This is a genomic window from Microbacterium wangyouchuni (assembly GCF_051546305.1).
GTDB lineage: Bacteria > Actinomycetota > Actinomycetes > Actinomycetales > Microbacteriaceae > Microbacterium.
This window is the reverse complement of the sequence record NZ_JBPTMA010000004.1, coordinates 177419-202953: the sequence shown is the minus strand read 5'-3', so window position 1 is coordinate 202953 and position 25535 is coordinate 177419. Positions and strand designations below refer to the sequence as shown.

The following is a 25535-nucleotide window of genomic DNA, read 5'->3' as shown; positions in this document are numbered from 1 at the left end:
TTCAACACCCCTGATCGGGGTTGGCGTCGCACCACTGACCCCACTGCTCGATCGCCGCCTGATGCTCCTCGTACGTCGTGGAGAACACCGTCTCGCCCGTCGCCATGTTGATCGTCACGAAGTAGAACCAGGGGCCATCGACCGGATGCATCGCGGCCTCGATTGCTGCGCTGCTGGGGCTGGCGATCGGACCGACCGGGAGTCCTGTGTGAACGTATGTGTTCCACGGGTTGTCGTCGTACTGCGCCTCTTCAGAAGTGCTGACAACGCCGGCATGCAATTCGCCGTAGCCGTACTGCGATGTGGAATCCATCTGCAGCATCATCCCGTCATCGAGACGATTCTGAATGACGCGAGATACCTTCGCGAAGTCGTCGAGGCGACCTTCACGCTGAATTATGGATGCGATCGTCAATACCCGATTCTCGTCCCCCGCCGGAACTCCCGCCTCGGCCAGGGACTCACGCGTGCGATCCACCATCCGCTGGATGACCTGCTGAGCAGTCACATCGGGGTCAAACGTATAGACAGCCGGGAACAGCCAGCCCTCGAGGCTGTCTGCATCCACACCGTACGCCCGTGGATCGGCCACCGCAGCCTTCATCTCCTCCAACGGAATGCCGAGGCTCTCACTGATCGCGATCAACGAAGGCTCGACGGTGCCGCCTTCGGCGATTCCGACCGAATTCTCCACCTTGTTGGCGGGATTGTTGAGAGCTTCGAGAGCGGCCTGCGCCGTCATCTTCTGCTGAAGCGTGTAGATGCCCGGATAGATCGTGAAATCGATGTTCTCCTTGACGAGATAGTCATAGAAGACATCTTCAGTCTTGGTGACTCCGGCTTCGTACAGGGCTGTGGAGACCGGGCTTCCGGTATCACCGGCGAAGACTGTCACCGTTGTCTCGCCTGTTGCCAGGCCCGGCTCCCAGTCCGCCGGCTCTCCCCAGCCCATCACCTCGTTGATCCTGTCGCCGTAGTTGTTCATCGCCCAGAAACCGCCGTAGACGGCGCCGCCGATAAGGACGAGCAGAACCAGCAGCGCGATCAGACATCCCTTGCGGCGTCGTTTCTTCGGCGCGGCGTGGTGTGCTTCTTCATGCTCAGGCTGAAACAGGTCATCGAGAGTCGGCTGCTGCGCGGGTGCGGGTGCGGCGACAGTCGGGGCGGTGCCTTCGCGGGCAGCGCCGTGACTTTCTGGCAACGCAGCTGCTGCGGCAGTCGGCGCTACGCCTTCTCGACGCGCCCGTCGTGATCCGGGCGTCGGCGGGGCAAAATCAGACGCGGGTGCGCGATGCGCCGGCGCCGGCAGGTTTTCGAACAGTGCGTCGGAAACTGAATGCGAATCGTGGTCGGGGGTCTCACGTTCGGGCATGCTCAGGCGGGCTCCTCATCAAGCGGCACAGCGACACCGGCCGGGATACCGGTGCTCTTCTCCGTGTCGATCGCGTGCTGCAGCAGAACCACCGCCGCGACCTGATCGACAATGCTACGAGAGTTTCGCTGATTTCGCCCAGAAGACCGTAAAGCCGAGTGTGCGGTGACGGTGCTCAGCCGTTCATCCATCATGCGTACGGGCACACCGGTCAGCCGCTGCAACGCGGCGGCGAACTCACGGGCATCCGTGGTTGACGGGGTATCAGCACCCTGCATGTTCACTGGCAGCCCGACGACGAACTCCATCGGCCCGTACTCCCCCGCAAGCTCTGCGATGCGGGTGAGAGAGGTGTCCGATCGTGGCACAGTTTCAACCGGGACGGCCAACATGCCGTCCGGGTCGCATCGCGCCACGCCGACGCGGGCTTTGCCCACATCGATGCCAAGCCGCACACCGCGGCGGAAGCCGCCGCTCACGCGCTACGAAGCTCCGCGACCACCGCGTCCAGCGCTGCGTCGAGTGCCGAGGCATCCGTTCCACCGCCCTGGGCCACGTCATCGCGTCCGCCGCCGCCACCACCGAGCACACCCGCCGCACGCTTCGCCAGCGCACCGGCCTTCGCGCCCGCCGAGCGTGCGGAGTCGTTCGTCGCGACTACGACCACCGGGCGTCCGCCAGCAATGCCGCCCAGGGCGACCACTGCAGCAGTCGATCCGAGGCGCTCGCGCACCGAGAGCGCCAGGCCTCGGACATCGTCCGCTGAGCCCACTTCGCCGACAGACACCGCAGCGACCCGGTAGGCGCCAACCTGCTGCGCAGCCTCCGCAATCGCGGGGACACGCCCTTCGCGTTCCTTCGCTTCGAACTGTGCGATGCGCTTCTCAGCGGCCTTCAGATTCGCGGCGATCTCCGCGATCCGATCCGGCAGCTGCTCACGGGGGGTCTTGAGCGCCGTCGTCAGCTGCGAGACGATGGCACGCTCGGCGGCGAGCTCGCGGAACGCGTCCTGACCGACCAGCGCCTCGATACGGCGGTTGGATGCCCCGACCGATGCTTCACCGACCACGCTGACCAGACCAATCTCCGAGCTGGAATTCACGTGCGTCCCTGCGCACAGTTCCCGTGACCAGGGACCGCCGATGTCGACCATGCGCACGACATCTCCGTATTTCTCACCAAACAGAGCCATTGCTCCGGCTTCTTTGGCCTCGTCAAGAGAAACGATTCGTGTGGTGACCTCAAGAGCGTCCTGAACCGCGCGGTTCGTGATGTCTTCGATCTCGGTGCGTGTCTCGGCAGACAGCGCCTGTGACCACGAGAAGTCGAAGCGCATGTAACCGGCGCGGTTGAGGGAGCCCGCCTGGGTGGCGCCCGAGCCGAGCGTGTCGCGCAGGGCTGCGTGGACCAGGTGCGTTGCCGAGTGCGCCTGCCGAGCTGCGCGACGGTTCGCGGCATCCACCTGCGTAGTGGCTCGATCATCGACCGCGACGGTTCCGCTGGTGACGTGCACCGTGTGGCTGATGAGGCCGGCAACCGGCTTCTGCACGTCGAGAACGTCGAGTTCGAAACCGGCGCCGACGATGCTGCCCTTGTCGGAGACCTGTCCCCCGGACTCCGCGTACAGGGTGGTCTCCGCGAGGATGATCTCGGCAACCTGCCCCTCCGTGGCGAAGGTTGCGGGCTGACCGTCCACAAGAATGCCGAGCACACGAGAGTCGATGTTCAGATCCGAGTACCCGGCGAACCCGGTCTCACCCAGGGCACGGAACTCGCGGTACACCGAAACGTCGGCGAGTTGGCGCTTGCGACTCTTCGCATCCGCCTTCGCCCGGGTGCGCTGCTCCAGCATCAGCGAGTCGAACGACTCGCGGTCGACACTGAGTCCCGCTTCTTCGGCGATCTCCAGGGTGAGGTCGATCGGGAAGCCGTAGGTGTCGTGCAGCAGGAAGGCCTCGGGGCCGGCCAGAGTCTTCTTCTCAGCCTGCTTCGTCGCATCCAGTGCGAGATCGAGGATCGTCGAGCCCTGTGCCAGCGTACGAAGGAAGGTGACCTCTTCCGCGTTCGCGAGACCGGACAGACGATCCCACTCCGTCTCCAACACCGGGTACGACGCCTTCATCGCATCGCGCGAAGCGGCGAACAGCTCGGGGAAGATCGGAGCGTCAACGCCGAGCAGCCGCATCGAGCGAACGGTGCGGCGCATCAAACGACGGAGGATATACCCGCGGCCGTCATTCGCAGGCTTCACTCCATCAGAGAGCAGCATCAGCGAAGAGCGCACGTGATCGGCAACGATGCGGAAACGGACGTCATCGGTGTGATCGACGCCGTACTTGCGTCCGGAGATCTCCATCGCGCGGTCCAGAACCGGACGCACCTGATCGGTTTCGTACATGTTCTCGGCGCCCTGCTTGAACATCGCAACGCGCTCAAGCCCCATGCCGGTGTCGATGTTGCGCTTGGGCAGCGACCCGGCGATGTCGAAGTCGACCTTCGTGCGCACATCCGAAAGCAGATCCTGCATGAACACGAGATTCCAGATCTCGGTGAAGCGGTTGTCATCCACGATCGGACCACCGTCGCGGCCGTACGCCGGACCACGGTCTATGTAAATCTCTGAGCAGGGGCCACCGGGTCCTGGCTGACCGGTGTGCCAGTAGTTGTCCTCGCGCCCCATCCGCTGGATGCGCTCGGCGGGGAGGCCAGCGATCTTCTGCCAGAGCAGCGCTGCTTCGTCATCTGTCTCGTAGACGGTGACCCAGATGTCCTTCTCCGCGAAGCCGAGTCCGCCATCGGCCTCGGACGTTGTGAGCAGCTCCCACGCGTAGGAGATCGCGCCTTCCTTGAAGTAATCGCCGAAAGACCAGTTGCCCAGCATCTGGAAGAACGTTCCATGACGAGCCGTCTTGCCGACCTCTTCGATGTCGTTGGTGCGGATGCACTTCTGCACATCGGCCGCTCTCAGGAACGGAGCAGGTACGACGCCGGTCAGGTACGGCACGAACGGGACCATTCCGGCGATGGTGAACATCACCGTCGGGTCGTCGCTCACCAGCGACGCGGAGGGAACGATCGTGTGGTCGTTCTTTTCGAAGAAATTCAGGTAGCGCTGCGCGATGTCCGCGGTTTTCATAGGGGTACGGCTGTCCTTGTGTGAGACGAATAATCGCAGCACAGAGTGCTGCGACCGGCGCGGATGATCAGTTGTCGGCGGAATCGACCAGTCGAGCCTGCTGCTCGCGGTACGAATCGCTGAGGATCGCGGTGAACTCGCTGATGCGCGCGTCAACATCGGCCAGAAGGACGTGTCCGCGCGGATCTTTGTTCATGAAGTGGGCAGCTACGAACCCGCCGATCACACCGATCAGGAACCACGACAGCTTCTTCATGTGTTCTTCCTCGCCCTCAGCCCGCAAAACGCGGTGCCTCCATCGTATGCGGAAACGACAAGAGGCGTCGGGAATCCCGACGCCTCTTGGTTTGACCAGTCAGGGACCAGTCAGTGAATCAGCGAGCTGCGTAGTACTCGACGACGAGCTGCACTTCACAGGTCACGGGGACCTCAGCGCGCTTCGGACGACGAACCAGGCGAGCCTGAAGCTTGTCGAGCTCGACCTCAAGGTAACCAGGAACGGGAGGCAGGACCTCGGCGTGGCCGCCGGCTGCTGCGACCTGGAAGGGCTCGGTGCCCTCGCTCTTGGCCTTGACGTGGATGAGCTGACCCGGCTTCACGCGGAACGACGGGCGGTCGACGAGCTGGCCGTCGACGAGGATGTGACGGTGCACAACCATCTGGCGAGCCTGTGCGGTGGTGCGGGCGAAGCCCGAACGCAGCACGAGAGCGTCAAGACGCATCTCGAGGAGCTCGACAAGGTTCTCACCGGTCAGGCCATCAACGCGACGAGCCTCGTTGAACGCGATGCGCAGCTGCTTCTCGCGGATACCGTACTGCTCGCGAAGACGCTGCTTCTCACGCAGACGAACGGCGTAGTCACTGTCGGTCTTGCGCTTGGTGCGGCCGTGCTCACCGGGAGCGTAGGGACGCTTCTCGAGGTAACGGGCAGCCTTCGGCGTCAGCGGGATGCCGAGGGCACGGGACAGGCGGACCTTGCGGCGGTCCTGGGACTTCGTAACCACGAAGTATTCCTTCCGATGACGTGGACGTGACTTTCACATCTCACGGACGTATCTTCTGCGTTCTGCCTTCGTGCGCACGTCGGGGCGCAGAAAAGGTGGGTGTGAACGAAGAGATGCCCGAAAACACGGTTTCGAGCCGATTCAGCTTAGCAGACGGCTTCTCAGCGATCGCCGAGGATGCGCCGGATGCGTTCAAGCCGCGATGAGATGTCGCGCTCGGCGCCGAGAGGCTTCGGTTGGTAATACTGACGTCCGTCAAGTTCATCAGGCAGATACTGCTGAGGCACGATGCCGAACTCGTTGTCGTGCGGGTAGCGATATCCCTTGCCGTGGCCGAGTCGCTTGGCTCCGGCGTAGTGGGCGTCTCGCAGGTGAGCGGGGACACGCCCGAAGTTACCGGCGCGCACATCGGCGATCGCGGCGTTGATACCGGCGTATGCCGCGTTCGATTTCGCAGTGGTCGCCAGGTAGACGGTTGCCTCTGCCAGTGGGATCCGCCCCTCGGGCATCCCGATGAACGCGACAGCGTCGGCAGCAGCGTTGGCGATCACCAGCCCCTGCGGGTCGGCGAGTCCGATATCTTCTGCTGCCGAGATCACCAGCCGGCGGGCAATGAAACGCGGGTCCTCCCCCGCCTCGATCATGCGGGCGAGATAGTGCAGCGCAGCATCCGGATCTGAGCCGCGAATCGACTTGATGAACGCGCTGATCACGTCATAGTGCTCGTCACCCTGACGGTCATATCTCAACAGTGCACGATCAACCGCCTGCGCCACGTCTTCGTCGGTGATCTCGGGGACGGAAGCGTCTTCAGCTGTCGACAGCGCGACGGCTGCGGCAGCTTCTAATCCGGTCAGCGCTCGTCTGGCGTCACCAGAGGCCAGACGTATCAGTGCGCGCCGCGCGTCGTCGCCCGCGGTGACGGTGCCGTTGAGCCCGCGGGCATCCGAGAGTGCTCTATCGATGAGCACCCCGATGTCTTCGTCGGTCAGCGGTTGCAGCGTCAGCAGCAATGACCGGGACAACAGCGGTGAGATCACGGAGAACGACGGGTTCTCGGTGGTGGCGGCGATCAGGAGAACCCAGCCGTTCTCGACGCCGGGCAGCAGGGCATCCTGCTGAGCCTTGGTGAAGCGGTGGATCTCGTCGAGGAACAGGATCGTGGTCTGACCATAGAGATCGCGCTGAGTGATCGCCTCCTGCATCACCTCTCGGACGTCTTTGACGCCGGCAGTGATCGCCGAAAGTTCCACGAACCGCCGGCGGGACGAACGCGCGATCGCCTGCGCGACGGTGGTTTTCCCGGTGCCTGGTGGCCCCCACAGGATGATCGATACAGCCCCGGGAGCGGATGCTTCGGGGTCAGCGAGCGCCACGATCGGCGAGCCGGCCCGCAGAAGATGCTGCTGACCGGCCACCTCGTCGAGGGAGACCGGACGCATCCGCACGGCAAGGGGCGTCTGTCCCGAGAGTAGTGGCGCGGATGTCATGCCTCCAGGCTAATGCGCCCCTCTGACTCCGGCGCACCGTGGCAATCGCGGTAGGCTCACAGCGGTGCCCAGGCGAGGCGCCACAGGGAGGAAAACGATGGCCGGCCGCGGATCCAAGAACGCCAAGCGCTCACGCGCCGAGACCGAGCGTGCGCGCCTGTATGCCGCTCGCACGACGTGGTATGACGGGCAGATCACCCGCCGTATCCGCGACAACACCATCGCAGGCGTCACCGGTGGGCTCATCATCGTGGCGGCCATCGCCAGCCAGTCCGTGCATGCTGCTGTGACTGCTCCCGAGCCGGATCCGACGGAGACATCTTCGCCGACACCACTGGAGAATCCCTTCTCCGACCTGTTCTTCACCGAAGCACCTGCCGAATAGTCGCAGGTCCGTGACCTCCCGGACGGAACGGTGCCATCAAGACCGCCGCTGCGCGTACTAGGCTGATCAACGTCCCTTCCCCCTCACGCGGGCTGACCGCGCAAGGAGCACATCGTGTCTGCCACCGAACCTTCGACGCCGACTCCACCGGTCCCCACACCGCCGCGCGTTCCGACGCCGCCGCGCATGCCGGCACCGGCAGCCGCCGCGCCCGCCGCACCTGTGGTTCCCGTGGCGCCCGTCGCCTCTGCTGACTCTGCGAACTTCGGCCGCGTCGCCGAAGACGGCACCGTTGAGGTACGTGAAGGTGATGAATGGCGCGTCGTCGGGCAGTACCCGGACGGCACGAGTGATGAAGCACTCGCCTACTACGTGCGCAAGTTCGACGATCTGGCATTCAAGGTGCACACGCTCGAACAGCGTCACCAGGCCGGCGGGGCCTCCGCGAGCGATCTGACCACACAGGCGAAGCGCCTGGTGGACGACGTCACCGGGGCCGCTGCCGTCGGCGACCTGGCGTCGCTGCGGGAGCGTCTCGACACTCTCACCGGCACGCTGGCTGAGGCCAGCGAGGCCGAGGCCCAGCAGGCGAAGGCTCTTGTCGACGCCGCGATCGCCGAGCGAACCCTGCTCGTCGACGCCATCGAGCAGATCGCAGCCCGCGACCTCTCGAAGGTGCAGTGGAAGCAGGTCACCGCCGAAGTGACCGCGCTCTTCGATACCTGGCAGGCGCAGCAGCAGAGCGGACCGCGCCTTCCGAAGGGCATCTCGCAGCAGCTGTGGAAGCGATTCCGCGACGCACGCTCCGTCGTTGACAAGAGCCGTCGCAGTTTCTACGCAGAGCTCGATGAGACCCACAAGCATGCTCGCAGCGAGAAGAATCAGCTGATCGAGCGTGCGGAAGCCCTCGCGCCGAAGGGCGTCGACGGCATCCCCGCGTATCGCAATCTTCTCGACGAGTGGAAGGCGTCCGGCCGCGCCGGCCGAAAGGCCGATGACGCGCTGTGGGCGCGTTTCAAGGCCGCAGGCGACGCACTGTATGCGGCTCGTGCCGAGCAGTCGGCCGCGGAAGAAGCCGAGTCCGCGCCGAAGATCGAGGCCAAGAACGCCCTGCTGGATGAAGCGAAGGCTGTCGCTGATGAGTCGAACATCAAGCAGGCTCGTGCGCTGCTGACACGCATTCAGCGCCAGTGGGACGAGATCGGGCGCGTCTTCCCTCGCGAGAAGGAGCGTGCACTCGATGACAAGCTCCGCACCGTCGAGCAGTCGTTGAAGTCACGCGAAGAGGTCGACTGGAAGCGCAACAACCCGGAGACCAAGGCGCGCGCCAACGACATGAGCCAGCAGCTGCTGGACACCATCACCAAGCTGGAGGCAGAGCGCGACGCCGCCGAGAAGGCTGGAGATGCAAAGGCGCTCAAGGAAGCCACCGAAGCACTCGAAGCACGTAAGGCGTGGTTGAGCGCTCTCGAAGGCTGATCTTATCCACAGCTGCCCCGGGAACGGCGTCAGCACGGCACACTGAAAGTGTGAACCCGCTGCTGCTGTATCGACCCGGGGCATTGCTGTCCCAGCCGGAACTGTGCTCTGCGCGCCTGGATGGTCTGCTGTTCGAGATCGACGATGCCTATATGCCCGCCGACATCCCGGAGGATGCGGATGCTCGCGTCACGGCGCTGGCACCGATCCTCTCCCCCGGTTATGCGGCCAGCGGCACGACCGCAGCCTGGCTCCAGGGCATCGGCAGTCGCGCTCCGCTTCGCCACCATATTCAGCGCACGTCGATGCGTCGTCACCGGGTAGCGCCGCACCGAGATGTGGTCGTCCACCAGGTGCAACTTCCTGAGGAGGACGTGCAGCTGATCTCGTCGACACTGGTGACAACGCCGCTGCGGACGCTGACGGACCTCGCGATCCGCGCAGAGAAAGACACCGAGAGCCGCGCCTGGCTGCTTCTGGTGGCGCAACAGCAACCGCATCTCGTAGCCGTCGCCATCGACTGCCTCGAGACGCGTTCGAGAGTACCCGGCAAACGTTCGGCCCTGCGACGGCTGAACGACCTCCTGGAGTCAGCGCATCAGGACGTGGTGACGCGGTACACGTCGTAAACCGCGTCGATGCGACGCACGGCGTTGAGTACACGATCCAAGTGCACGGAGTCGCCCATCTCGAATACGAAACGGCTGATCGCCAAGCGACTGTCGTTCGTGTTCACGGTCGCAGACAGGATGTTCACATGGTGCTCGCTGAGCACCCGGGTGACGTCGGAGAGCAGTGCAGCCCGATCCAGCGCTTCGACCTGGATCTGAACGCGGAACACGCTCTTGGTCGTTGGTGCCCAAGACACCTCGACGAAACGTTCCTGCTCGGCACCGAGGGCTTTCACGTTGGCACAGTCGACGCGATGAACTGAGACACCACTGCCGCGGGTCACGAAGCCGACGATCTCGTCACCGGGAACCGGCGTGCAGCACTTGGCGAGCTTCACGAGAATGTCGTCCGCGCCGCGGACGAGGATGCCGGAATCGCCCGCGCGCGGTTCGCGCAGGTGCGGACGGCCCGGAATCGTGATCGCCCCGGTACCGGTGTCGTTCGCCGCGGTGAGGGAAGTAACCTTCTCCAGCACGGACTGCGTGGAGACGTGGCCCTCACCGACGGCGGCGTACAGCGCGTCGACGTCTTCGTAATGCAACTGCTGAGCGACCTGGGCGAACGAGTCCTGACCCATCAGCCGTTGCAGCGGCAGGTTCTGCCGGCGCATCGACCGTGCGATGGATTCCTTGCCCTGCTCAATGGCTTCTTCGCGACGTTCCTTCGTGAACCAGCCGCGAATCTTGTTGCGGGCACGGGTGCTCTTGACGAAGCTCAGCCAGTCCTGGCTCGGACTGGCGTCCGGGTTCTTCGAGGTGAACACTTCAATGACGTCGCCGCTTTTGACCTCGGTCTCCAGCGGGACGAGCCGGCCGTTGACCTTCGCACCCATTGTGCGGTGGCCGATCTCGGTGTGCACGGCGTAGGCGAAGTCGACCGGTGTCGCGCCGGCAGGCAGCCCGATCACCCGCCCCTTCGGCGTGAACACGTAGACTTCCTTCGCACCGATTTCGAAGCGCAGCGAGTCGAGGAACTCGCTCGGATCCGCGGTTTCTGCTTGCCAGTCCGAGATGTGCGCAAGCCAGGTCATATCGGTGTCGGTCGGCACGGTACCGGGCTTGCCACCGGCCATCCGCTCTTTGTACATCCAGTGTGCGGCAACACCGAATTCCGCTTGCTGGTGCATCTCGTGCGTGCGGATCTGAATCTCCACCGTACGGCCGCTCGGGCCGATCACCGTGGTGTGCAGTGACTGGTAGAGATTGAACTTCGGCGTCGCGATGTAGTCCTTGAACCGGCCGGGCAGCGGCGTCCAGCGTGCGTGAATAGCACCGAGAACCGCGTAGCAGTCACGCACGGAGCCTACGAGCACCCGGATCCCGATGAGGTCGTAGATGTCATCGAACTCCCGTCCGCGCACAACCATCTTCTGGTACACCGAGTACAGCTGTTTCGGTCGTCCGCCCACTTTGCCGCGGATACGGAGGTCGTGCAGGTCCTCATTGATCGATTCGATGACCTGCTTCAGATACTTCTCCCGCTGCGGGGTGCGCTGCGCGATGAGACTGTTGATCTCGACATAGATCTTGGGGTGCAAAACAGCGAACGAGAGGTCTTCGAGCTCGGACTTTATCGTCTGGATACCGAGGCGGTTAGCAAGGGGCGCGTAGATCTCCAGCGTCTCTCTGGCCTTCTTCTCCGCCTTCTCGGGTGGAACGAAGCCCCAGGTACGTGCGTTGTGGAGCCGGTCGGCGAGTTTGATGAGCAGAACACGCAGGTCTTTCGACATTGCGACGATCATCTTGCGGACTGTTTCGGCCTGCGCGCTTTCGCCGTACTTGACCTTGTCGAGCTTGGTGACGCCATCCACGAGCATGGCGACTTCGTCACCGAAGGTCTCCGTCAGTTCAGACAGCGCATACCCGGTGTCTTCGACGGTGTCATGAAGCAGCGCTGCCGCAATGGCTCGTGGCCCCAGCCCCATCTCGGCCAGGATCTGGGCGACGGCGAGCGGGTGGGTGATGTATGGCTCACCGCTTTGCCGCTTCTGACCCTCGTGCTTTTGCTTCGCGACGTTGTAGGCCTGCGTGATGATCGCCAGGTCACCCTTAGGGTGGCTGGCCCGAACCGTGCGGATCAGGTTGTCGAGATCGTTGACCCGGGGCGCACGCGAGAAGATTCGGGGCACGAGTCTTCTCAAACTCGATCCCTGCGTCGACGCGTTCGCCTCCGCCATCACTTCACCTCCGGGTCAGAACATCTTACGCGTGTGCCAGCACATCGGCTGCGCTCGAACGATTACGCGTTCAGGCGTCAGCGGCGGCCCGTTCACGCAGCTCGAGCACGCGCTTGTCGCGCTCGATGATGTCCGGTTCTTTCTCCCGGAACAGCGAGTACAGCGGTGCTGCAACGAACAGCGTGGAGTACGTCGCGACGATGATGCCCACGAAGATCGACAGCGAAATATCGGTCAGCGTCTCCGCCCCGAGCCAGAACGCTCCGATGAACAGAATCGCGCCGACGGGGAGCGCTGCGACGATCGAAGTGTTGATCGAGCGCACCAGCGTCTGGTTCACCGCGAGGTTCACCGATTCTCCGAAGGTGCGTGAGGAGTTTTCGCCGTCCTCCGTGGTGTTTTCTCGAATCTTGTCGAACACCACCGTCGTGTCATACAACGAGTACGCCAGGATCGTGAGGAACCCGATGACGGCCGCGGGCGAGATCTCGAACCCGGCCAGTGCATAGATGCCCACGGTGATCACGAGCACATCGAGCAGACCAATGATGGCAGCGGCCGACATCTTCCACGTGCGGAAGTACACCGCGAGAATCAGGAACGTCAGAATCAGGAACACCACCAGGCCCCAGAGCGACTGTCGTGTGACGTTCTCCCCCCACTGCGGGCCGATGAACGATGTGTTCACCTCGTCAGCATCCACCTGATACTGGTCAGCCAGCGCCTGCGCCACGGCGAGAGTCTCGCTCTGCGTCATCTGATCCGTCTGCACGCGCACGTCGCTCTCACCGACGATGGCGACCTTGACGGCGGCATTCGGCACGACCGACTGCACGGCGTCGGATGCCTTGGCCTGATCAGTCGACTCGGGCGCGACGACCGTGAACTGCGACCCGCCAGTGAACTCGATCGAGAACTGCACAGGGCGCAGCAACGGCACAAGGGCGGATGCCACGATCAGTGCGATCGCGATGATGAACCACAGACGGCGCTTGCCGACGAACGGGAAAGAGGTCTTTCCCGTGTACAGGTTGTTGCCGAATTCATTCATGGAGGCCATCAGCGCTCTCCCTCGCTTCCGGCGTTGGTATGACTGTTTCCGATGAGGGCTTCGGCACGTTTGCGCTCCGCAATGGTCTGCCGGCGCTCAGCCTCGTTTCGAGAACGGTTGATCTTTCCTGCTCGTCCACCGCGCACAGGCTCGACAGTCCGATACTGCGAGCGGGCGTGGTAAACCGCCCCCAGCGCGTCGGGGTCAAGGCCGGAGAGCTTGTGCCCGCCTCCGAAGAACTTGGTGCGCGCCAGGATCTGCATCACCGGGTGCGTGAAGATGACGAAGATGAAGATGTCGATGATCGTCGTGAGTCCCAGGGTGAAGGCAAAGCCCTTCACCGTGGAGTCAGCCAGGATGTACAGCACGACTGCGGCCAGGATGTTGATCGACTTGGAGATGTAAATCGTGCGCTTGGCGCGTCCCCAGCCGTCCTCCACCGCATTCGTGATGGATTTGCCGTCGCGCAGCTCATCTCGTATTCGTTCGAAGTAGACGATGAACGAGTCAGCGACGAAACCGATCGACACGATCAGACCTGCCACGCCGGCCAGCGACAGGCGGAAGCCGAGGCGCCAGGCCAGGATGCAGACGATGATGTAGGTCAACACGCCCATGACCGCGATGGATGCAATGATCACCGCGCCGAGTGCTCGGTAACTGAGCAACGAGTACACAGCCACCAGCGCAAGACCGATGAGTCCGGCGATAAGACCGATCATGAGCTGCTGCGAACCCAGCGTCGCCGAAACACTCGACGCACTCTCGGTGGTGAAGCTCAGCGGCAGCGCACCGTACTTCAGCTGATCCGCGAGAGCTTCAGCGCTCTCCTGCGTGAACGAGCCGGAGATGCTGGGCTTGCCGTCGAGGATCACACCGTTCATCTGCGGAGCGGAGATGACCTTGCCATCGAGAACGAAGGCGAACTGGTCGCGCGGGGTGAGGCCGGCGAGCTGGTTCTGGTAGAGGCGCTGGCTGATCTCGCCGAAGGTCTTGGCACCCTGCGAATCGAGGGTGAGGTTGACCGTCCATGCACCGTTGCGCTGGTCGCGACCGCTGGTGGCATCATCGATCGCATCGCCGGTGAGCTCGGTCGGTCCGAGGATGTACTTGGCCTGACCGAGGTCGTCACAGGTGATCAGGGGCTGGTCCGCAGGTGTATCGGCAGACTCGTTGTCGGGGTTCGCGCAGTCGTAGGCGAGGAACTCGGCTTGGAGCTTCTCCGTCACCCAGGCCATATCGCTGCCGTCGGTCGGCTCCGGCGTGGGGATCGCGTTCGCAGTCGGGTCCGGGGCCGGGTACGGCGTTGCGTTGCCGTCTTCTCCGACGAACTCGGTCGCGGGGCTTCCGAAGAAGATCACGGAGCGGAACTCGAGCTGCGCGCTCGCTTCGATACGCGCGCGCGTCTCCTCATCAGCGACACCGGGGATCTGCACAACAATGTTGCGTCCGCCCTCGGTCGTGATGTCGGCCTCTGTCACACCAGACGCGTTGACGCGTTGGCGGATGATCGCCGCAGCCTGATCGAGCTGCTCCTGCGTGGGATTGGCACCGTCCTCAGTGACGGCACTCAGGACTATCTGTGTGCCGCCCTGAAGATCAAGCGCGAGCTCAGGTGTCCACGAGCTCTTTTCAAAGCCATAGACACCGATTGCGTTCACGCCGAACAGCGCAGCAGTCACGATCAGAAGGCTGAGCAGAACCTTCCAGGCATGACGGACGGGAGAAGACGAAGCCACGTATGTTCAGCTTTCTACGATGCCGGTCAGGCGGTCGGACGAATTACTTGCTGTCGGAGTCCCGATCCAGACGGGCGCGGGTCTCCTCAGGAGTCTCGGCGGCAAGATCTGCCTCGGATGCAATGGCCTCATCTTCAACCTCACCGAGGTCTTCGCCTTCGAGGTCGTCGACCACGTTCGGCTCGACGATGCGCAGGATCGCCTGGCTGTGTACCTCGATGACCGTTCCCGGGGCAATCTCGACGAGAGCCGGCGAGTCCAGGTCCTCAGGGTCGTACGCGACGATGGTTCCGTAGAGACCACCCTGCATCAGCACCTTGACGCCGGGAACCGTCTTCGTGGCCTTCTCTTCCTGTTCGGCCTTCATCTGCTTCTGGCGCTTGCGCGTGTTGAGGAACATGAAGACGAGCAGGACGGCTAGTACGCCGAAGAGGATGATTTCCATCAGGCAGGGCCTTTCAAAGTGCGCACGCCAACGGTGGACGCGCAGAGAGTTCGGGGGGAAGTCTCCAGCGATTATAGGTCATTGAGCAATGTCGCCGTTTCCGGATGCTGAAGGCCGAGGTGCTGGTATGCCTCAGGAGTCGCAACGCGTCCGCGTGGCGTTCGACCGAGGAATCCGATTCGGACGAGATAGGGCTCGACCACGCTCTCAACGGTCTCCGCCTCTTCACCGACGGCCACGGCGAGCGTGCTCAGTCCTACCGGACCACCGCGAAAGCGCCGCACGAGCATGTCGAGAACAGCACGGTCGAGGCGGTCGAGGCCGATCGGGTCGACGTCGTAGAGTTCCAACGCCGCGTTGACGTCCGAAATCGATGCCGATCCGTGATCTCCGTGCACAAGGGCGTAGTCGCGGACCCGGCGCAGAAGCCTGTTCGCGATTCGCGGGGTACCTCGGGATCGGCGAGCGATCTCATTCAGCGCGTCGTCAGGCAGCCCGACACCGAGAACGCTCGACGAGCGCGCGATCACCTTCTCGAGGTCACCGTCGTCATAGAACTCCAGATGACCGGTGAATCCGAAGCGGTCGCGTAAAGGATTCGGCAGCAGACCAGAGCGCGTCGTGGCCCCGACGAGCGTGAAGGGCGCAAGATCCAGCGGGATGCTGGTGGCGCCCGCGCCCTTCCCGACCATGATGTCGATGCGGAAGTCTTCCATCGCGAGGTAGAGCATCTCTTCCGCCGAGCGCGCCATCCGGTGGATCTCGTCGATGAACAGCACCTCCCCGGGAATGAGACTGGACAGCAGCGCCGCGAGGTCGCCGGCGTGCTGGATCGCGGGGCCGCTGGAAAGGCGGAGCGGACGTTCACTCTCGTACGCGACAATCATCGCGAGAGTCGTCTTACCCAACCCGGGAGGGCCGGCGAGCAGAATGTGATCGGGTGGCCGGTTCTGGATGCGTGCCGCGTCTAGAAGCAGTTGCAGCTGTCCGCGCACCTTCGGCTGCCCGACGAACTCGCCGAGGCTCTCCGGCCGCAGCGCACCTTCGATGGCGAGCTCTGTTTCGTCGATCGGCTCGGCCGCATCGCGACCCTCAGAGAAGTTCTCCTCAGCCACGTGCTGCTCCCGCCTTGGCCGGCCCCAGCGCAGCAAGTGCCTGGCGCAGCAGCAGTGAGACAGAGCCGCGGTCAGACTCGCTGGCAGCGGCAGCTGCGGCCTCGGCAGCCTCAGCCGCGACCTTCTCCGACCAGCCGAGACCCACCAGCGCGATGGTCACCTGGGCCGTGATGTCCACAGCACCAGGGGCGGTGGACGCGGCAGCAGGAGACGGCGGCTGCAGCTTTCCGGCAAGCTGCACGACGATCAACTTCGCCGTCTTCGGTCCGATACCGGAGACACGTCGGAACGGTGCGTCATCGTCGTCGATGACTGCCGTAGCGATCTGATCGACGCTGAGGTGTCCGAGCACACCCAACGCAGATTTCGGACCGACACCGGTGACACTGAGCAATTGTCCGAAGACCTCCAGCTCCGTCGGCTCGGCAAAGCCGAACAGCGTGAGAGCGTCTTCGCGCACGATGAGGCTCGTGTGCAACCGCAGCTGAGCGCCAGTGCGCGCGGTGTGAGCGACGTCTCCGGGCACGAACACGAAGAATCCGACCCCGCCAACTTCGATGACGACATGGTCCGCACCGGTGGCCAGCACGGTTCCGTGCAGAGAGGAGATCATCTCCCCAGCCTACGAGCCGGATCGTATGTATGTTCGAGCGACACGCTCAGCATCGGCCCAGGCCTGCTGGGCCGGGGTCAGCGCACCAGCTGCCGCTGCAACACCGCCTCGCCGCCACGCATGACACAGGGCGATGGCGAGGGCATCGGCCGCGTCCGCGGGTTGCGGTGGGGCATCCAGCCGCAGGATACGGGCGATCATCGCCTGTACCTGCTTCTTATCGGCCGATCCGTACCCGGTGACTGCCGCTTTTACCTCACTCGGGGTGTGGGTCGCCGCGGGCAAGCCCGCCTCTGCGGCGATCAGCAGGGCCACCCCGCTGGCCTGCGCCGTGCCCATCACCGTGTGGCTGTTGTGCTGTGCGAACACCCGCTCGACGGCTACGGCATCCGGCTGATGTTCGTTGAGAACCTCTCGGATGCCGGCGGCAACTCCGGCCAGTCGTTCGCCGATCGGAGCATCCGGCGCCGTTCGTATCACCCCGACATGCACGAGGGTTCCTCGGCGTGCGCGGTCCACGTCGACGACGCCGATGCCGCACCGGGTCAGTCCCGGGTCGATACCGAGCACGCGCAAAGAAGAAGCCGTCACTCCCCCAGGCTAGGTGCCCGAGGAGCGACGGCTTCAGCGGCGCGCTGTGAAGGCAGGTCAGTCCTCGTCGCTGTCTTCCTCGAGTTCGGCCTGCACTTCAGCGGTGAGGTCGAAGTTGCTGTACACGTTCTGCACGTCTTCGCTGTCTTCGAGTGCATCGATGAGGCGGAAGATCTTGCGAGCGGTCGCAGCATCGATCTCGACCTTGAGGTTCGGGATGAACTCCACATCAGCCGAGTCGTAGTCGATACCGGCTTCCTGCAAGGCGGTGCGCACGGAGACCAGATCCGTTGCCTCGGTGATGACGCCGAAGCCGTCGCCGTGCGGCTCGATCTCTTCAGCACCGGCTTCCAGGACCGCTTCCATCACGGCATCTTCGGTCGTGTCTTCCGCACCGACAACGATGAGGCCCTTGCGGGTGAAATTGTAGGCGACGCTGCCCGGGTCGGCGAGGGTGCCACCGTTGCGGGTGAGCGCCGTACGCACCTCAGCGGCTGCACGGTTCTTGTTATCGGTCAGACACTCGATCATGAGTGCGACGCCGTTGGGACCGTAGCCTTCGTACATGATCGAGGTGTATTCGATCGCTTCGCCACCGATACCGGCGCCGCGTTTGACGGCACGGTCGATGTTGTCCTTCGGGACCGACATCTTCTTCGCTTTGAGCACCGCGTCATAGAGCGTCGGGTTGCCAGCCAGGTCGGCACCACCGAGCTTGGCCGCAACTTCGATGTTCTTGATGAGCTTTGCCCACGACTTCGCACGACGGGAGTCGATGACAGCCTTCTTGTGCTTCGTAGTTGCCCATTTAGAGTGCCCGGCCATGTTTCTCCGCTCTTCGTTTCGCTCTGCTGACGTCGCAGCGCATGGTCCATTCTAAAGAATCTGGTCGTGACGTGTGGGAACGCCCCCACCGAGACGGTCCGCGGGACCGTCTGCCAGTTGTTCAGCCCTCCAGGCTCGACCGCCCTGATCGTCGGCGTGCGGAGTCGATGACGGAGCTGTCCGGCAGTGGCACCGGCAGATCCCATGCGGCATCTGGCATCCATTCATCCCACTGCTCATCGAGCGGCCAACCGCCTGTGGCGATGAATTCCGCGCCGGCGTGATCAGCCAGTACGCGCACGGCTTCGGCCTGTTCTGCCGTGAAGCGTCCCTGCGCGACCGCTGCTTCCAGTTCGTCGGCATCCTTCAGCCAGACATCCTGCGCTCCCGGGTGCTCGGCATCGATCCAGACGTCCAGCACGAGGTCGCGCGAGAAGATTCCGCCGGCTTCACCGGCGACGCGGCGGTGGGGCAGCTCCACGTTCACGTAGGCGCCGTCGGGCGTACCGTCCGGGCGACGGAAGAACCAGATCGACCAGGGGCGACCGGCAGGAGCCACTCGAACGATGCCGGGGCCCGTCCACGTCGACTCCTGCATCTTCCAGGGAACGCTGAAGCGTTCATCCAGCGACACCTCGCGCGGGCGCCGGCCATCGGCAGGAACTGATTCCAGACGTGCCGATCCGGAGGGGATCCAGATCACCAGACCCTGGGCATCATCACGGACCACCCGTGCCGCTTCGATATGGCGCGAGTACCGCCAGAGAATCGCTTCTCCCGGTGTGAAGCGCGGGGCATCCTCGTCGGATGAGGGCACCGCGCTGCGCAGGAGCGGGTCGACGTACTCGTCGCGGCCGGAATCATCGAGGAGGGAGATCGCTTGATCCAGCGTCATGGTTCCCGCAGAGATCGGGAGCCACCCGCTGCCGATCCGGCCGATGAGTTCGGCGTTTCCACCACTCGCGCTGACAGCTGTGGATCCGATCGGCAATCGCATCCCGCCACGCTATCGTGTGACGGAGTGGTGAACGGCAGCAACCCTCAGCAGCCGTTCGTGGAACCGGTACTCCCCCGTGAGCTCCGGGTGAAAGCTCAGCGCGACGAGATGGCCCTGCCCGACCGCGACGACGCGACCATCCGGCAGCGAGGCCAGCACCGTGGCGCTCGTGCCGACGGACTCCACGACAGGACCGCGGATGAAGGTCGCCCGCACCGGCGGAGCCCCGAGCACGGCGACATCAAGTTCGGCTTCGAATGACTCGAGCTGTCGACCGAACGCGTTGCGCCGGACGACCACGTCCAACCCGCCGAAGCTCTGCTGACCGTCGATGCCGTCGCGCACACAGTCGGCGAGCATGATCAGCCCGGCGCAGGTGCCGAGTACGGGCATCCCCCCGGCGATCGCATCCCGGATCGGCTGCTGCAATCCGAACTGCCGCGACAGCTTGTCAATGACAGTGGATTCGCCGCCGGGAATCACGAGGCCGCTCACCGTCGCGAGCTCCTCGGGGCGGCGCACGCGGATTACGTCCGCCCCGAGTCCGTGCAGCACGCGTTCGTGCTCGCGCACATCGCCCTGCAGCGCGAGAACGCCGATCCGTGGAGCGTCGGGGTTACCAGCCACGCTCGGAGAGCCGGTGCGGCGCAGGCAGATCCGAGACGTTGATACCCACCATCGCCTCGCCGAGTCCGCGTGACACCTCTGCGACCACCTTCGCGTCGTCATAGAAGGTCGTCGCCTTCACAATTGCCGCCGCACGCTCGGCGGGGTTACCCGATTTGAAGATGCCCGAGCCGACGAAGACGCCATCAGCGCCGAGCTGCATCATCATCGCGGCGTCGGCGGGGGTTGCGACTCCCCCGGCGACGAAGAGCACGACCGGGAGCTTGCCCGTCTCAGCGATCTCGGCGACGAGCTCGTACGGTGCCTGCAGTTCTTTGGCCGCGACGAACAGCTCGTCCTTGGTCATAGATCGCAGCACGTTGATCTCGGAGCGGATCTTACGAATGTGCTTCGTCGCCTCAGAGACATCGCCGGTGCCCGCTTCCCCCTTGGAGCGGATCATGGCGGCACCCTCGTTGATGCGGCGCAGGGCCTCACCGAGGTTCGTGGCGCCGCAGACGAAGGGCACGGTGAAGCCGAACTTGTCGATGTGATTGACGTAGTCGGCAGGCGAGAGCACCTCCGATTCGTCGATGTAATCGACGCCGAGCTCCTGCAGCACCTGAGCCTCAACGAAGTGACCGATGCGTGCCTTGGCCATAACCGGGATCGAGACGGTGTCGATGATGCTGTCGATCATGTCCGGGTCGCTCATGCGCGAAACTCCACCCTGCGCGCGGATGTCTGCCGGAACACGCTCGAGCGCCATGACGGCGACAGCGCCGGCATCCTCCGCGATCTTTGCCTGCTCCGCAGTGACAACGTCCATGATGACGCCGCCCTTGAGCATCTCAGCGAGTCCGCGCTTGACGCGGGATGATCCGGTGGTGGAATTCTGGTCTGCAGCCATGAGCTGCTCCTTTCAATCATCCAAACAGATTCATTGATCTATGCCAAAAGATAGCACCAGTTCGAGACCGCCTAGACTCATATGTCGAGAGGTGACATGAGCGACCAGATCACGGGTACGACGGCAGCCGATATCGCCTCGAGCGTGCGTGAACTGCGACAGCGCGGTGTCCTGACCCCGGGCGCGGTTCTTCCGCCGGTGCGCGAGCTCGCTGCACGCCTCGGCGTCAACCGCAACACAGCTGTGTCCGCGTACCGGCAACTCGCCCAAGCCGGTCTGGTCATCAGTCGCGGGCGTGCCGGAACGATGCTCGTCGAGCACAGCGCTGTCGCGCAGGAAGGGTATGCCGCCGACACTGTCCTGCGCGATGTCGGCACCGGAAATCCTGACCCCCGACTGATCCCGGACCCGTCCCCCGTCCTGGCGAGCGTGACCGGCCGGCCGGTGCTGTACGGGGAGCCGGTCATCGACACTGCGCTTGACGCCTGGGCGCGGGATTGGGTCTCTCCAGACCTGCACTCGTCTGACTTTCAGATCACGATCACTAGTGGCGCAGTGGATGCCGTCGAGCGATTGCTCGCGCAGGCGTTGATGCGCGACGATGCCGTCGCTCTGGAGGATCCGTGCTTTCTTGCCAGCATCCATACCGTTCGTCTGGGTGGCTATCGCGCGGTCCCTGTCCCGGTCGATGACGAGGGCATGACCGTCGAGGGACTGCAGGCGGCGCTGGATGCCGGTGTGCGCGCAGTCATTTGCACACCGCGCGCGCAGAATCCGACCGGTGCGAGCCTCTCGCAAGCACGTGCTGCGGCGCTACGGGAACTGATGGCGGAGCATCCCTACGTTCTGATCATCGAAGACGACCACTTCTCGATGCTGTCATCACGACCATACGAGTCTCTGATCGGCCCCGAGCACAAGCGGTTCGCCCTGCTGCGCTCGGTGTCGAAGTTCCTGGGTCCCGACATGTGCCTGGCCGTGGCTGCCACCGACCGGGAAACAGCCGGCCAACTCGCGATGCGGCTGAGCCCCGGAACCACCTGGGTGAGTCACCTGCTGCAGCGTCTGACGCTCGGCCTGCTCAGCAATGAACAGGTGCGAGAGTCGATCCGCGCCTCCGGAGCGCACTACGTCGAGCGAAATACGGCCTTTGCCGGGCGGCTGCGCGATCACGGCATCGGCACCCACTACTCCGACGGTATGAACCTCTGGGTCGAGTTGCCCCAGCCAGCCCAGATTGTGTCAGAACGGTTGATGCGACGAGGGTGGCTGGTGAGGACCGGCGACGGCTTCTCGCTCATCGACACGGACAGGCCTTCCCATCACCTGCGCCTCACCGTGCATGACCTTTCCCCCACCGATGCTGAGCAACTCGTCGCAGATATCGCCGCGGCTATCGACTGATGTGCGCGAAGCACGCCGCCGGCAGTGAGAAGATTCAAGGATGAAGATCCTCTCGATCCAGTCAGCTGTCGCCTACGGCCACGTCGGCAACTCGGCCGCGGTGTTCCCCCTGCAGCGCATCGGCGTCGATGTCCTCCCGGTCAACACTGTGAACTTCTCGAACCACACCGGCTATGGCGCCTGGCGTGGTCCGCTGATCGCTCCCAGCGACGTCGCAGACGTGATCACCGGCATCGAAGAGCGCGGGGTCTTCCCCGAGGTCAACGCGATTCTTTCCGGTTACCAGGGCGGCGAAGGCATCGGCGACGTGATCATCGATGCCGTCGCGCGAGTCAAGTCGGCGAACCCGGCCGCGCTGTACGCGTGCGATCCGGTCATGGGCAATGCCAAGTCCGGATGCTTCGTCGCACCGGCTATCCCTGAGCTTCTGCGCGAGCGGGTGGTTCCCGTCGCTGACATCATCACGCCGAATCAGTTCGAGTTGGGGTTCCTCACCCGAACTGAGCCGGACACACTGGAGTCGACGCTCGATTCCGTTGATCTGGCACGTGCCATGGGCCCGTCGATCGTTCTGGTGACCAGTGTGGAGCGTCCTGACCGTGAAGAGGGCACCATCGAAATGCTCGCCGCCGACGATGCCGGCGCCTGGATCGTGCAGACCCCGTTCCTGCCGATGAAGGCCAACGGGTCCGGAGATGTCACCGCGGCGCTCTTCACCGCGCACTACGTTTCGACCCGGAGCGCTCAGGTGGCGTTGGAGCGCACCGCGTCAAGCGTGTTCGATCTGCTGCAGCTGACGCTGGATTCCGACGCCCGCGAGCTGAAGCTCATCGAGGCGCAGGAGTACTACGCGCACCCGAAGATGCAGTTCGCTGCGCGTCAGGTCCGCTGACCGCTCGACCACGCCGCGGCCACCGCTTCGCGCACCTCGCCGAGCAGTTGCGGCAGCGCCTTCGTCTTGGCGATGATCGGGAAGAAGTTCGCATCCGACGTCCACCTCGGCACGATGTGCTGATGAAGGTGGGCGTCGACGCCTGCCCCCGCCACCGCACCCTGGTTCATGCCCAGGTTGAAGCCGTCGCAGTTCGAGACTTGGCGCAGCACACGCATGCCGATCTGGCTGAGCTCGCCGATTTCAGCGACCTCTTCTGCCGTGGCCTGATCGTAGGTGGCGATGTGCCGATACGGGCAGACCAGCAGGTGGCCGGAATTGTACGGAAAGAGATTCAGCAGCACGTAGGCAGTCTTCCCGCGGGCGACGATCAGACGCTCGGCATCGGGATGCTTCGGCGCCTCGCAGAACGGGCACTCTTCGCGCAGCGGCTCAGGCCCCGCCTGGATGTATGCCATCCGGTGCGGGGTCCACAGCCGCTGAAACTCGTCGGGGACGCCGGCGAGGTGTGCGGCATCCTCGACGGCATCCCTATCGATCATGCGAGGTCTTCCGCCGTGTGCACAAGCGCATGCGATGCGATGGCCGCACGGATGCGGGCGACAGCATCCGCAATCGGCACACCGTTTTCCTGCGTGCCGTCGCGGAAGCGGAACGAGACGGTACCGGCATCCCGATCCTGCTCACCGGCGATGAGCATCAGCGGGACCTTGGCCGTGGTGTGGTTGCGAATCTTCTTCTGCATCCGGTCATCGGAGTGATCCACTTCCGCACGCACATCTTGTTGGCGCAGCTGGGCGATCACGCCGTCGAGGTATTCCGAATACTGCTCTGCTACCGGCACACCAACAACCTGCATCGGGGCCAGCCATACCGGGAAGTCGCCGGCGTAGTGCTCGAGGAGGATCGCGAAGAAGCGCTCAACGGACCCGAGCAGTGCACGGTGAATCATCACCGGACGATGCTTCTGGCCGTCGGAGCCGGTGTATTCGAGTTCGAAGCGCTCAGGCTGGTTGAAGTCGAGCTGAATGGTCGACATCTGCCAGGTGCGTCCGATCGCGTCACGCGCCTGCACCGAGATCTTCGGGCCGTAGAACGCGGCGCCTCCGGGATCGGCGACGAGCTCCAGACCGGATGCCACGGCGACCTGACGCAGCGACTCGATCGCAGTTGTCCACTGCTCCGGCTCGCCCAGGAACTTCGGGTTGCCCTCCTCGTTGGTCGACAGCTCGAGGTAGAAGTCATTCAGACCGTAATCGCGGAGCAGATCAAGCACGAGATTGAGGTTCGTTGTGAGCTCTTCTTGCACCTGGTCCTGGGCGACGTAGATGTGCGCGTCATCCTGGGTGAGACCGCGCACACGGGTGAGGCCCGACAGTGTGCCGCTCTTCTCATAGCGGTATACGGTTCCGAACTCGGCCAATCGCAGCGGCAGCTCACGGTATGAACGTCCGCGCGAGCGATAGATGAGGTTGTGGAACGGGCAGTTCATCGGCTTCAGGTAATAGTCCTGGCCCTGCCTCGTGACGTTGCCGTCCTCGTCCGTAATCTCGTCGAGGTGCATCGGAGGGAACATGCCGTCCGAGTAGGTCTGCAGGTGCCCAGAAGTCTGGAACAGATCCTTCTTGGTGATGTGCGGACTGTTGACTACGTCGTAGCCGTTGCGCAGCAGATGCCTGCGCAGGTTCTCTTCAATCTCGTAGCGGATGATTCCACCCTTGGGATGGAAGACCGCGAGTCCCGAGCCGATCTCGTCCGGGAAGGAGAACAGATCCATCTCGACGCCGAGCTTGCGGTGATCGCGGCGCTCGGCCTCGGCGAGACGGTCCTTGTAGGCCTTCAGTTCATCCTTGCTCGGCCAGGCCGTTCCGTAGATGCGCTGCAGCTGCGGATTCTTCTCGCTACCGCGCCAGTATGCGGCAGCGATGCGGGTGAGGTCCCAACCATTGCCGATCATGCGCGTGCTCGGCAGGTGCGGGCCCCGGCAGAGGTCCTTCCAGACCACCTCGCCGTCCTTGGAAACGTTGTCGTAGATGGTCAGCTCGCCCGCGCCGATCTCCGCAGACGCGCCCTCAGCGGCATTCGCCCCGGAACCGGGGCCACCGGCGAGTTCGATGAGCTCGAGCTTGAACGGTTCGTCCGCCAGCTCGGCGCGTGCTTCTGCCTCGGTGACGACACGACGGGTGAAGCGCTGTCCCTCGCGGATGATGCGCTGCATCTCCTTCGAGATGGCCTTGATGTCTTCGGGAGTGAAGGGCGTTTCGACGCCGAAGTCGTAGTAGAAGCCGTCGGTGACGGGCGGGCCGATGCCGAGATTCGCCTGCGGGTTGATCCGCTGAACAGCCTGGGCGAGCACGTGAGCTGCAGAGTGCCGCAGGATCGCGAGCCCATCCTCACTATCGATCGTGACCGGCTCGACAACATCGGCATCCGTCACGGTAGCCGCGAGATCCTTCAGCTCGCCGTCGACGCGCATGGCAACGACGGAACGGTCAGAGAACAGGGCGAAGCCGTCTTTCGGCTGGGCATTTTCAGGCACAGATCACTCCACTAGGTCTTCGTCCAGATTACTCGCCCGAGGGATGCTTCGACGCACGTTCAGCGGGTTCCGATGGCGAACGCCCTGCAGGTGT

24 protein-coding genes are annotated in these 25535 nt (G+C 63.8%); 5 read left to right on the top strand and 19 right to left on the bottom strand.

What is annotated here, in order from left to right:
• Position 1: 1 nt before the first annotated feature.
• The 6 genes from mltG to ACSS7Z_RS10085 form a co-directional block, all read right to left on the bottom strand.
• Positions 2 to 1372 (bottom strand): endolytic transglycosylase MltG, encoded by a 1371-nt coding sequence (gene mltG, locus ACSS7Z_RS10110; RefSeq protein WP_438254531.1) that lies wholly within the window; start codon positions 1370 to 1372, stop codon positions 2 to 4.
• A gap of 2 nt (positions 1373 to 1374) precedes the next feature.
• Complete coding sequence (gene ruvX, locus ACSS7Z_RS10105; RefSeq protein ID WP_438254530.1) at positions 1375 to 1851, bottom strand: Holliday junction resolvase RuvX; 477 nt, start codon at positions 1849 to 1851, stop codon at positions 1375 to 1377.
• Positions 1848 to 4508: an alanine--tRNA ligase gene (gene alaS, locus ACSS7Z_RS10100; protein WP_438254529.1), complete on the bottom strand. Its 2661-nt coding sequence runs from the start codon at positions 4506 to 4508 to the stop codon at positions 1848 to 1850. The genes ruvX and alaS overlap by 4 nt, the downstream gene beginning before the upstream one ends.
• A gap of 67 nt (positions 4509 to 4575) precedes the next feature.
• The gene (locus ACSS7Z_RS10095; protein WP_438254527.1) at positions 4576 to 4764 is read right to left on the bottom strand and encodes a hypothetical protein; all 189 of its coding nucleotides are present in this window, start codon (positions 4762 to 4764) and stop codon (positions 4576 to 4578) included.
• Between the two features lie 118 nt (positions 4765 to 4882).
• Positions 4883 to 5512: a 30S ribosomal protein S4 gene (rpsD, locus tag ACSS7Z_RS10090; protein WP_438254526.1), complete on the bottom strand. Its 630-nt coding sequence runs from the start codon at positions 5510 to 5512 to the stop codon at positions 4883 to 4885.
• 161 nt (positions 5513 to 5673) lie between these two features.
• A complete protein-coding gene (locus ACSS7Z_RS10085; RefSeq protein ID WP_438254525.1) occupies positions 5674 to 7002 on the bottom strand; it encodes a replication-associated recombination protein A in 1329 nt (442 codons plus the stop codon).
• Positions 7003 to 7099: 97 nt separating this feature from the next.
• Between ACSS7Z_RS10085 and ACSS7Z_RS10080 the strand changes: the two genes are divergently transcribed.
• From ACSS7Z_RS10080 to ACSS7Z_RS10070, 3 genes are all read left to right on the top strand, one after another.
• Complete coding sequence (locus ACSS7Z_RS10080) at positions 7100 to 7387, top strand: hypothetical protein (protein ID WP_438254524.1); 288 nt, start codon at positions 7100 to 7102, stop codon at positions 7385 to 7387.
• A gap of 114 nt (positions 7388 to 7501) precedes the next feature.
• Complete coding sequence (locus ACSS7Z_RS10075; RefSeq protein WP_438254523.1) at positions 7502 to 8866, top strand: DUF349 domain-containing protein; 1365 nt, start codon at positions 7502 to 7504, stop codon at positions 8864 to 8866.
• A 50-nt stretch (positions 8867 to 8916) separates the two neighbouring features.
• Positions 8917 to 9495, top strand: coding sequence for a type IV toxin-antitoxin system AbiEi family antitoxin (locus tag ACSS7Z_RS10070; RefSeq protein ID WP_438254521.1), 579 nt, complete (start codon positions 8917 to 8919; stop codon positions 9493 to 9495).
• Here the strand turns inward: ACSS7Z_RS10070 and ACSS7Z_RS10065 are convergent.
• From ACSS7Z_RS10065 to pdxS, 11 genes are all read right to left on the bottom strand, one after another.
• Positions 9465 to 11714, bottom strand: coding sequence for a RelA/SpoT family protein (locus ACSS7Z_RS10065; RefSeq protein ID WP_438254520.1), 2250 nt, complete (start codon positions 11712 to 11714; stop codon positions 9465 to 9467). The genes ACSS7Z_RS10070 and ACSS7Z_RS10065 overlap by 31 nt on opposite strands.
• Positions 11715 to 11784: 70 nt before the next feature.
• On the bottom strand, positions 11785 to 12774 hold the full coding sequence (gene secF / locus ACSS7Z_RS10060) for a protein translocase subunit SecF (protein WP_438254518.1): 990 nt from the start codon (positions 12772 to 12774) through the stop codon (positions 11785 to 11787).
• Positions 12774 to 14504 carry a protein translocase subunit SecD gene (gene secD / locus ACSS7Z_RS10055; RefSeq protein WP_438254517.1) on the bottom strand — a complete coding sequence of 577 codons (1731 nt, stop codon included), beginning with the start codon at positions 14502 to 14504 and terminating at the stop codon, positions 12774 to 12776. Before secD ends, secF begins: the two co-directional genes overlap by 1 nt.
• 43 nt (positions 14505 to 14547) lie before the next feature.
• On the bottom strand, positions 14548 to 14949 hold the full coding sequence (locus tag ACSS7Z_RS10050; protein WP_438254515.1) for a preprotein translocase subunit YajC: 402 nt from the start codon (positions 14947 to 14949) through the stop codon (positions 14548 to 14550).
• A 71-nt stretch (positions 14950 to 15020) separates the two neighbouring features.
• Positions 15021 to 16064: a Holliday junction branch migration DNA helicase RuvB gene (gene ruvB / locus ACSS7Z_RS10045; RefSeq protein ID WP_438254514.1), complete on the bottom strand. Its 1044-nt coding sequence runs from the start codon at positions 16062 to 16064 to the stop codon at positions 15021 to 15023.
• Positions 16057 to 16677 (bottom strand): Holliday junction branch migration protein RuvA, encoded by a 621-nt coding sequence (ruvA, locus tag ACSS7Z_RS10040; RefSeq protein ID WP_438254512.1) that lies wholly within the window; start codon positions 16675 to 16677, stop codon positions 16057 to 16059. The genes ruvB and ruvA overlap by 8 nt, the downstream gene beginning before the upstream one ends.
• A gap of 9 nt (positions 16678 to 16686) precedes the next feature.
• Positions 16687 to 17268: a crossover junction endodeoxyribonuclease RuvC gene (gene ruvC, locus ACSS7Z_RS10035; protein ID WP_438254511.1), complete on the bottom strand. Its 582-nt coding sequence runs from the start codon at positions 17266 to 17268 to the stop codon at positions 16687 to 16689.
• 57 nt (positions 17269 to 17325) lie between these two features.
• Entirely contained in the window at positions 17326 to 18093 is a 768-nt protein-coding gene (locus tag ACSS7Z_RS10030) for a YebC/PmpR family DNA-binding transcriptional regulator (RefSeq protein WP_438254509.1), read from the bottom strand.
• A gap of 121 nt (positions 18094 to 18214) precedes the next feature.
• Positions 18215 to 19090, bottom strand: coding sequence for a ribonuclease FAU-1 family protein (locus tag ACSS7Z_RS10025; RefSeq protein WP_438254507.1), 876 nt, complete (start codon positions 19088 to 19090; stop codon positions 18215 to 18217).
• A 9-nt stretch (positions 19091 to 19099) separates the two neighbouring features.
• A complete protein-coding gene (pdxT, locus tag ACSS7Z_RS10020; RefSeq protein ID WP_438254505.1) occupies positions 19100 to 19717 on the bottom strand; it encodes a pyridoxal 5'-phosphate synthase glutaminase subunit PdxT in 618 nt (205 codons plus the stop codon).
• Positions 19707 to 20606, bottom strand: coding sequence for a pyridoxal 5'-phosphate synthase lyase subunit PdxS (gene pdxS, locus ACSS7Z_RS10015; RefSeq protein ID WP_438254503.1), 900 nt, complete (start codon positions 20604 to 20606; stop codon positions 19707 to 19709). The genes pdxT and pdxS overlap by 11 nt, the downstream gene beginning before the upstream one ends.
• Positions 20607 to 20702: 96 nt before the next feature.
• On the opposite strand from pdxS, the gene ACSS7Z_RS10010 reads away from it, so the two are divergent.
• Positions 20703 to 22010: an aminotransferase class I/II-fold pyridoxal phosphate-dependent enzyme gene (locus ACSS7Z_RS10010; RefSeq protein WP_438254501.1), complete on the top strand. Its 1308-nt coding sequence runs from the start codon at positions 20703 to 20705 to the stop codon at positions 22008 to 22010.
• Between the two features lie 40 nt (positions 22011 to 22050).
• Positions 22051 to 22902: a pyridoxal kinase PdxY gene (gene pdxY / locus ACSS7Z_RS10005; RefSeq protein WP_438254500.1), complete on the top strand. Its 852-nt coding sequence runs from the start codon at positions 22051 to 22053 to the stop codon at positions 22900 to 22902.
• Here the strand turns inward: pdxY and ACSS7Z_RS10000 are convergent.
• Positions 22890 to 23444, bottom strand: coding sequence for an HIT family protein (locus ACSS7Z_RS10000; RefSeq protein WP_438254498.1), 555 nt, complete (start codon positions 23442 to 23444; stop codon positions 22890 to 22892). The genes pdxY and ACSS7Z_RS10000 overlap by 13 nt on opposite strands.
• The gene (thrS, locus tag ACSS7Z_RS09995) at positions 23441 to 25378 is read right to left on the bottom strand and encodes a threonine--tRNA ligase (protein WP_438254854.1); all 1938 of its coding nucleotides are present in this window, start codon (positions 25376 to 25378) and stop codon (positions 23441 to 23443) included. The genes ACSS7Z_RS10000 and thrS overlap by 4 nt, the downstream gene beginning before the upstream one ends.
• Positions 25379 to 25535: the final 157 nt, after the last annotated feature.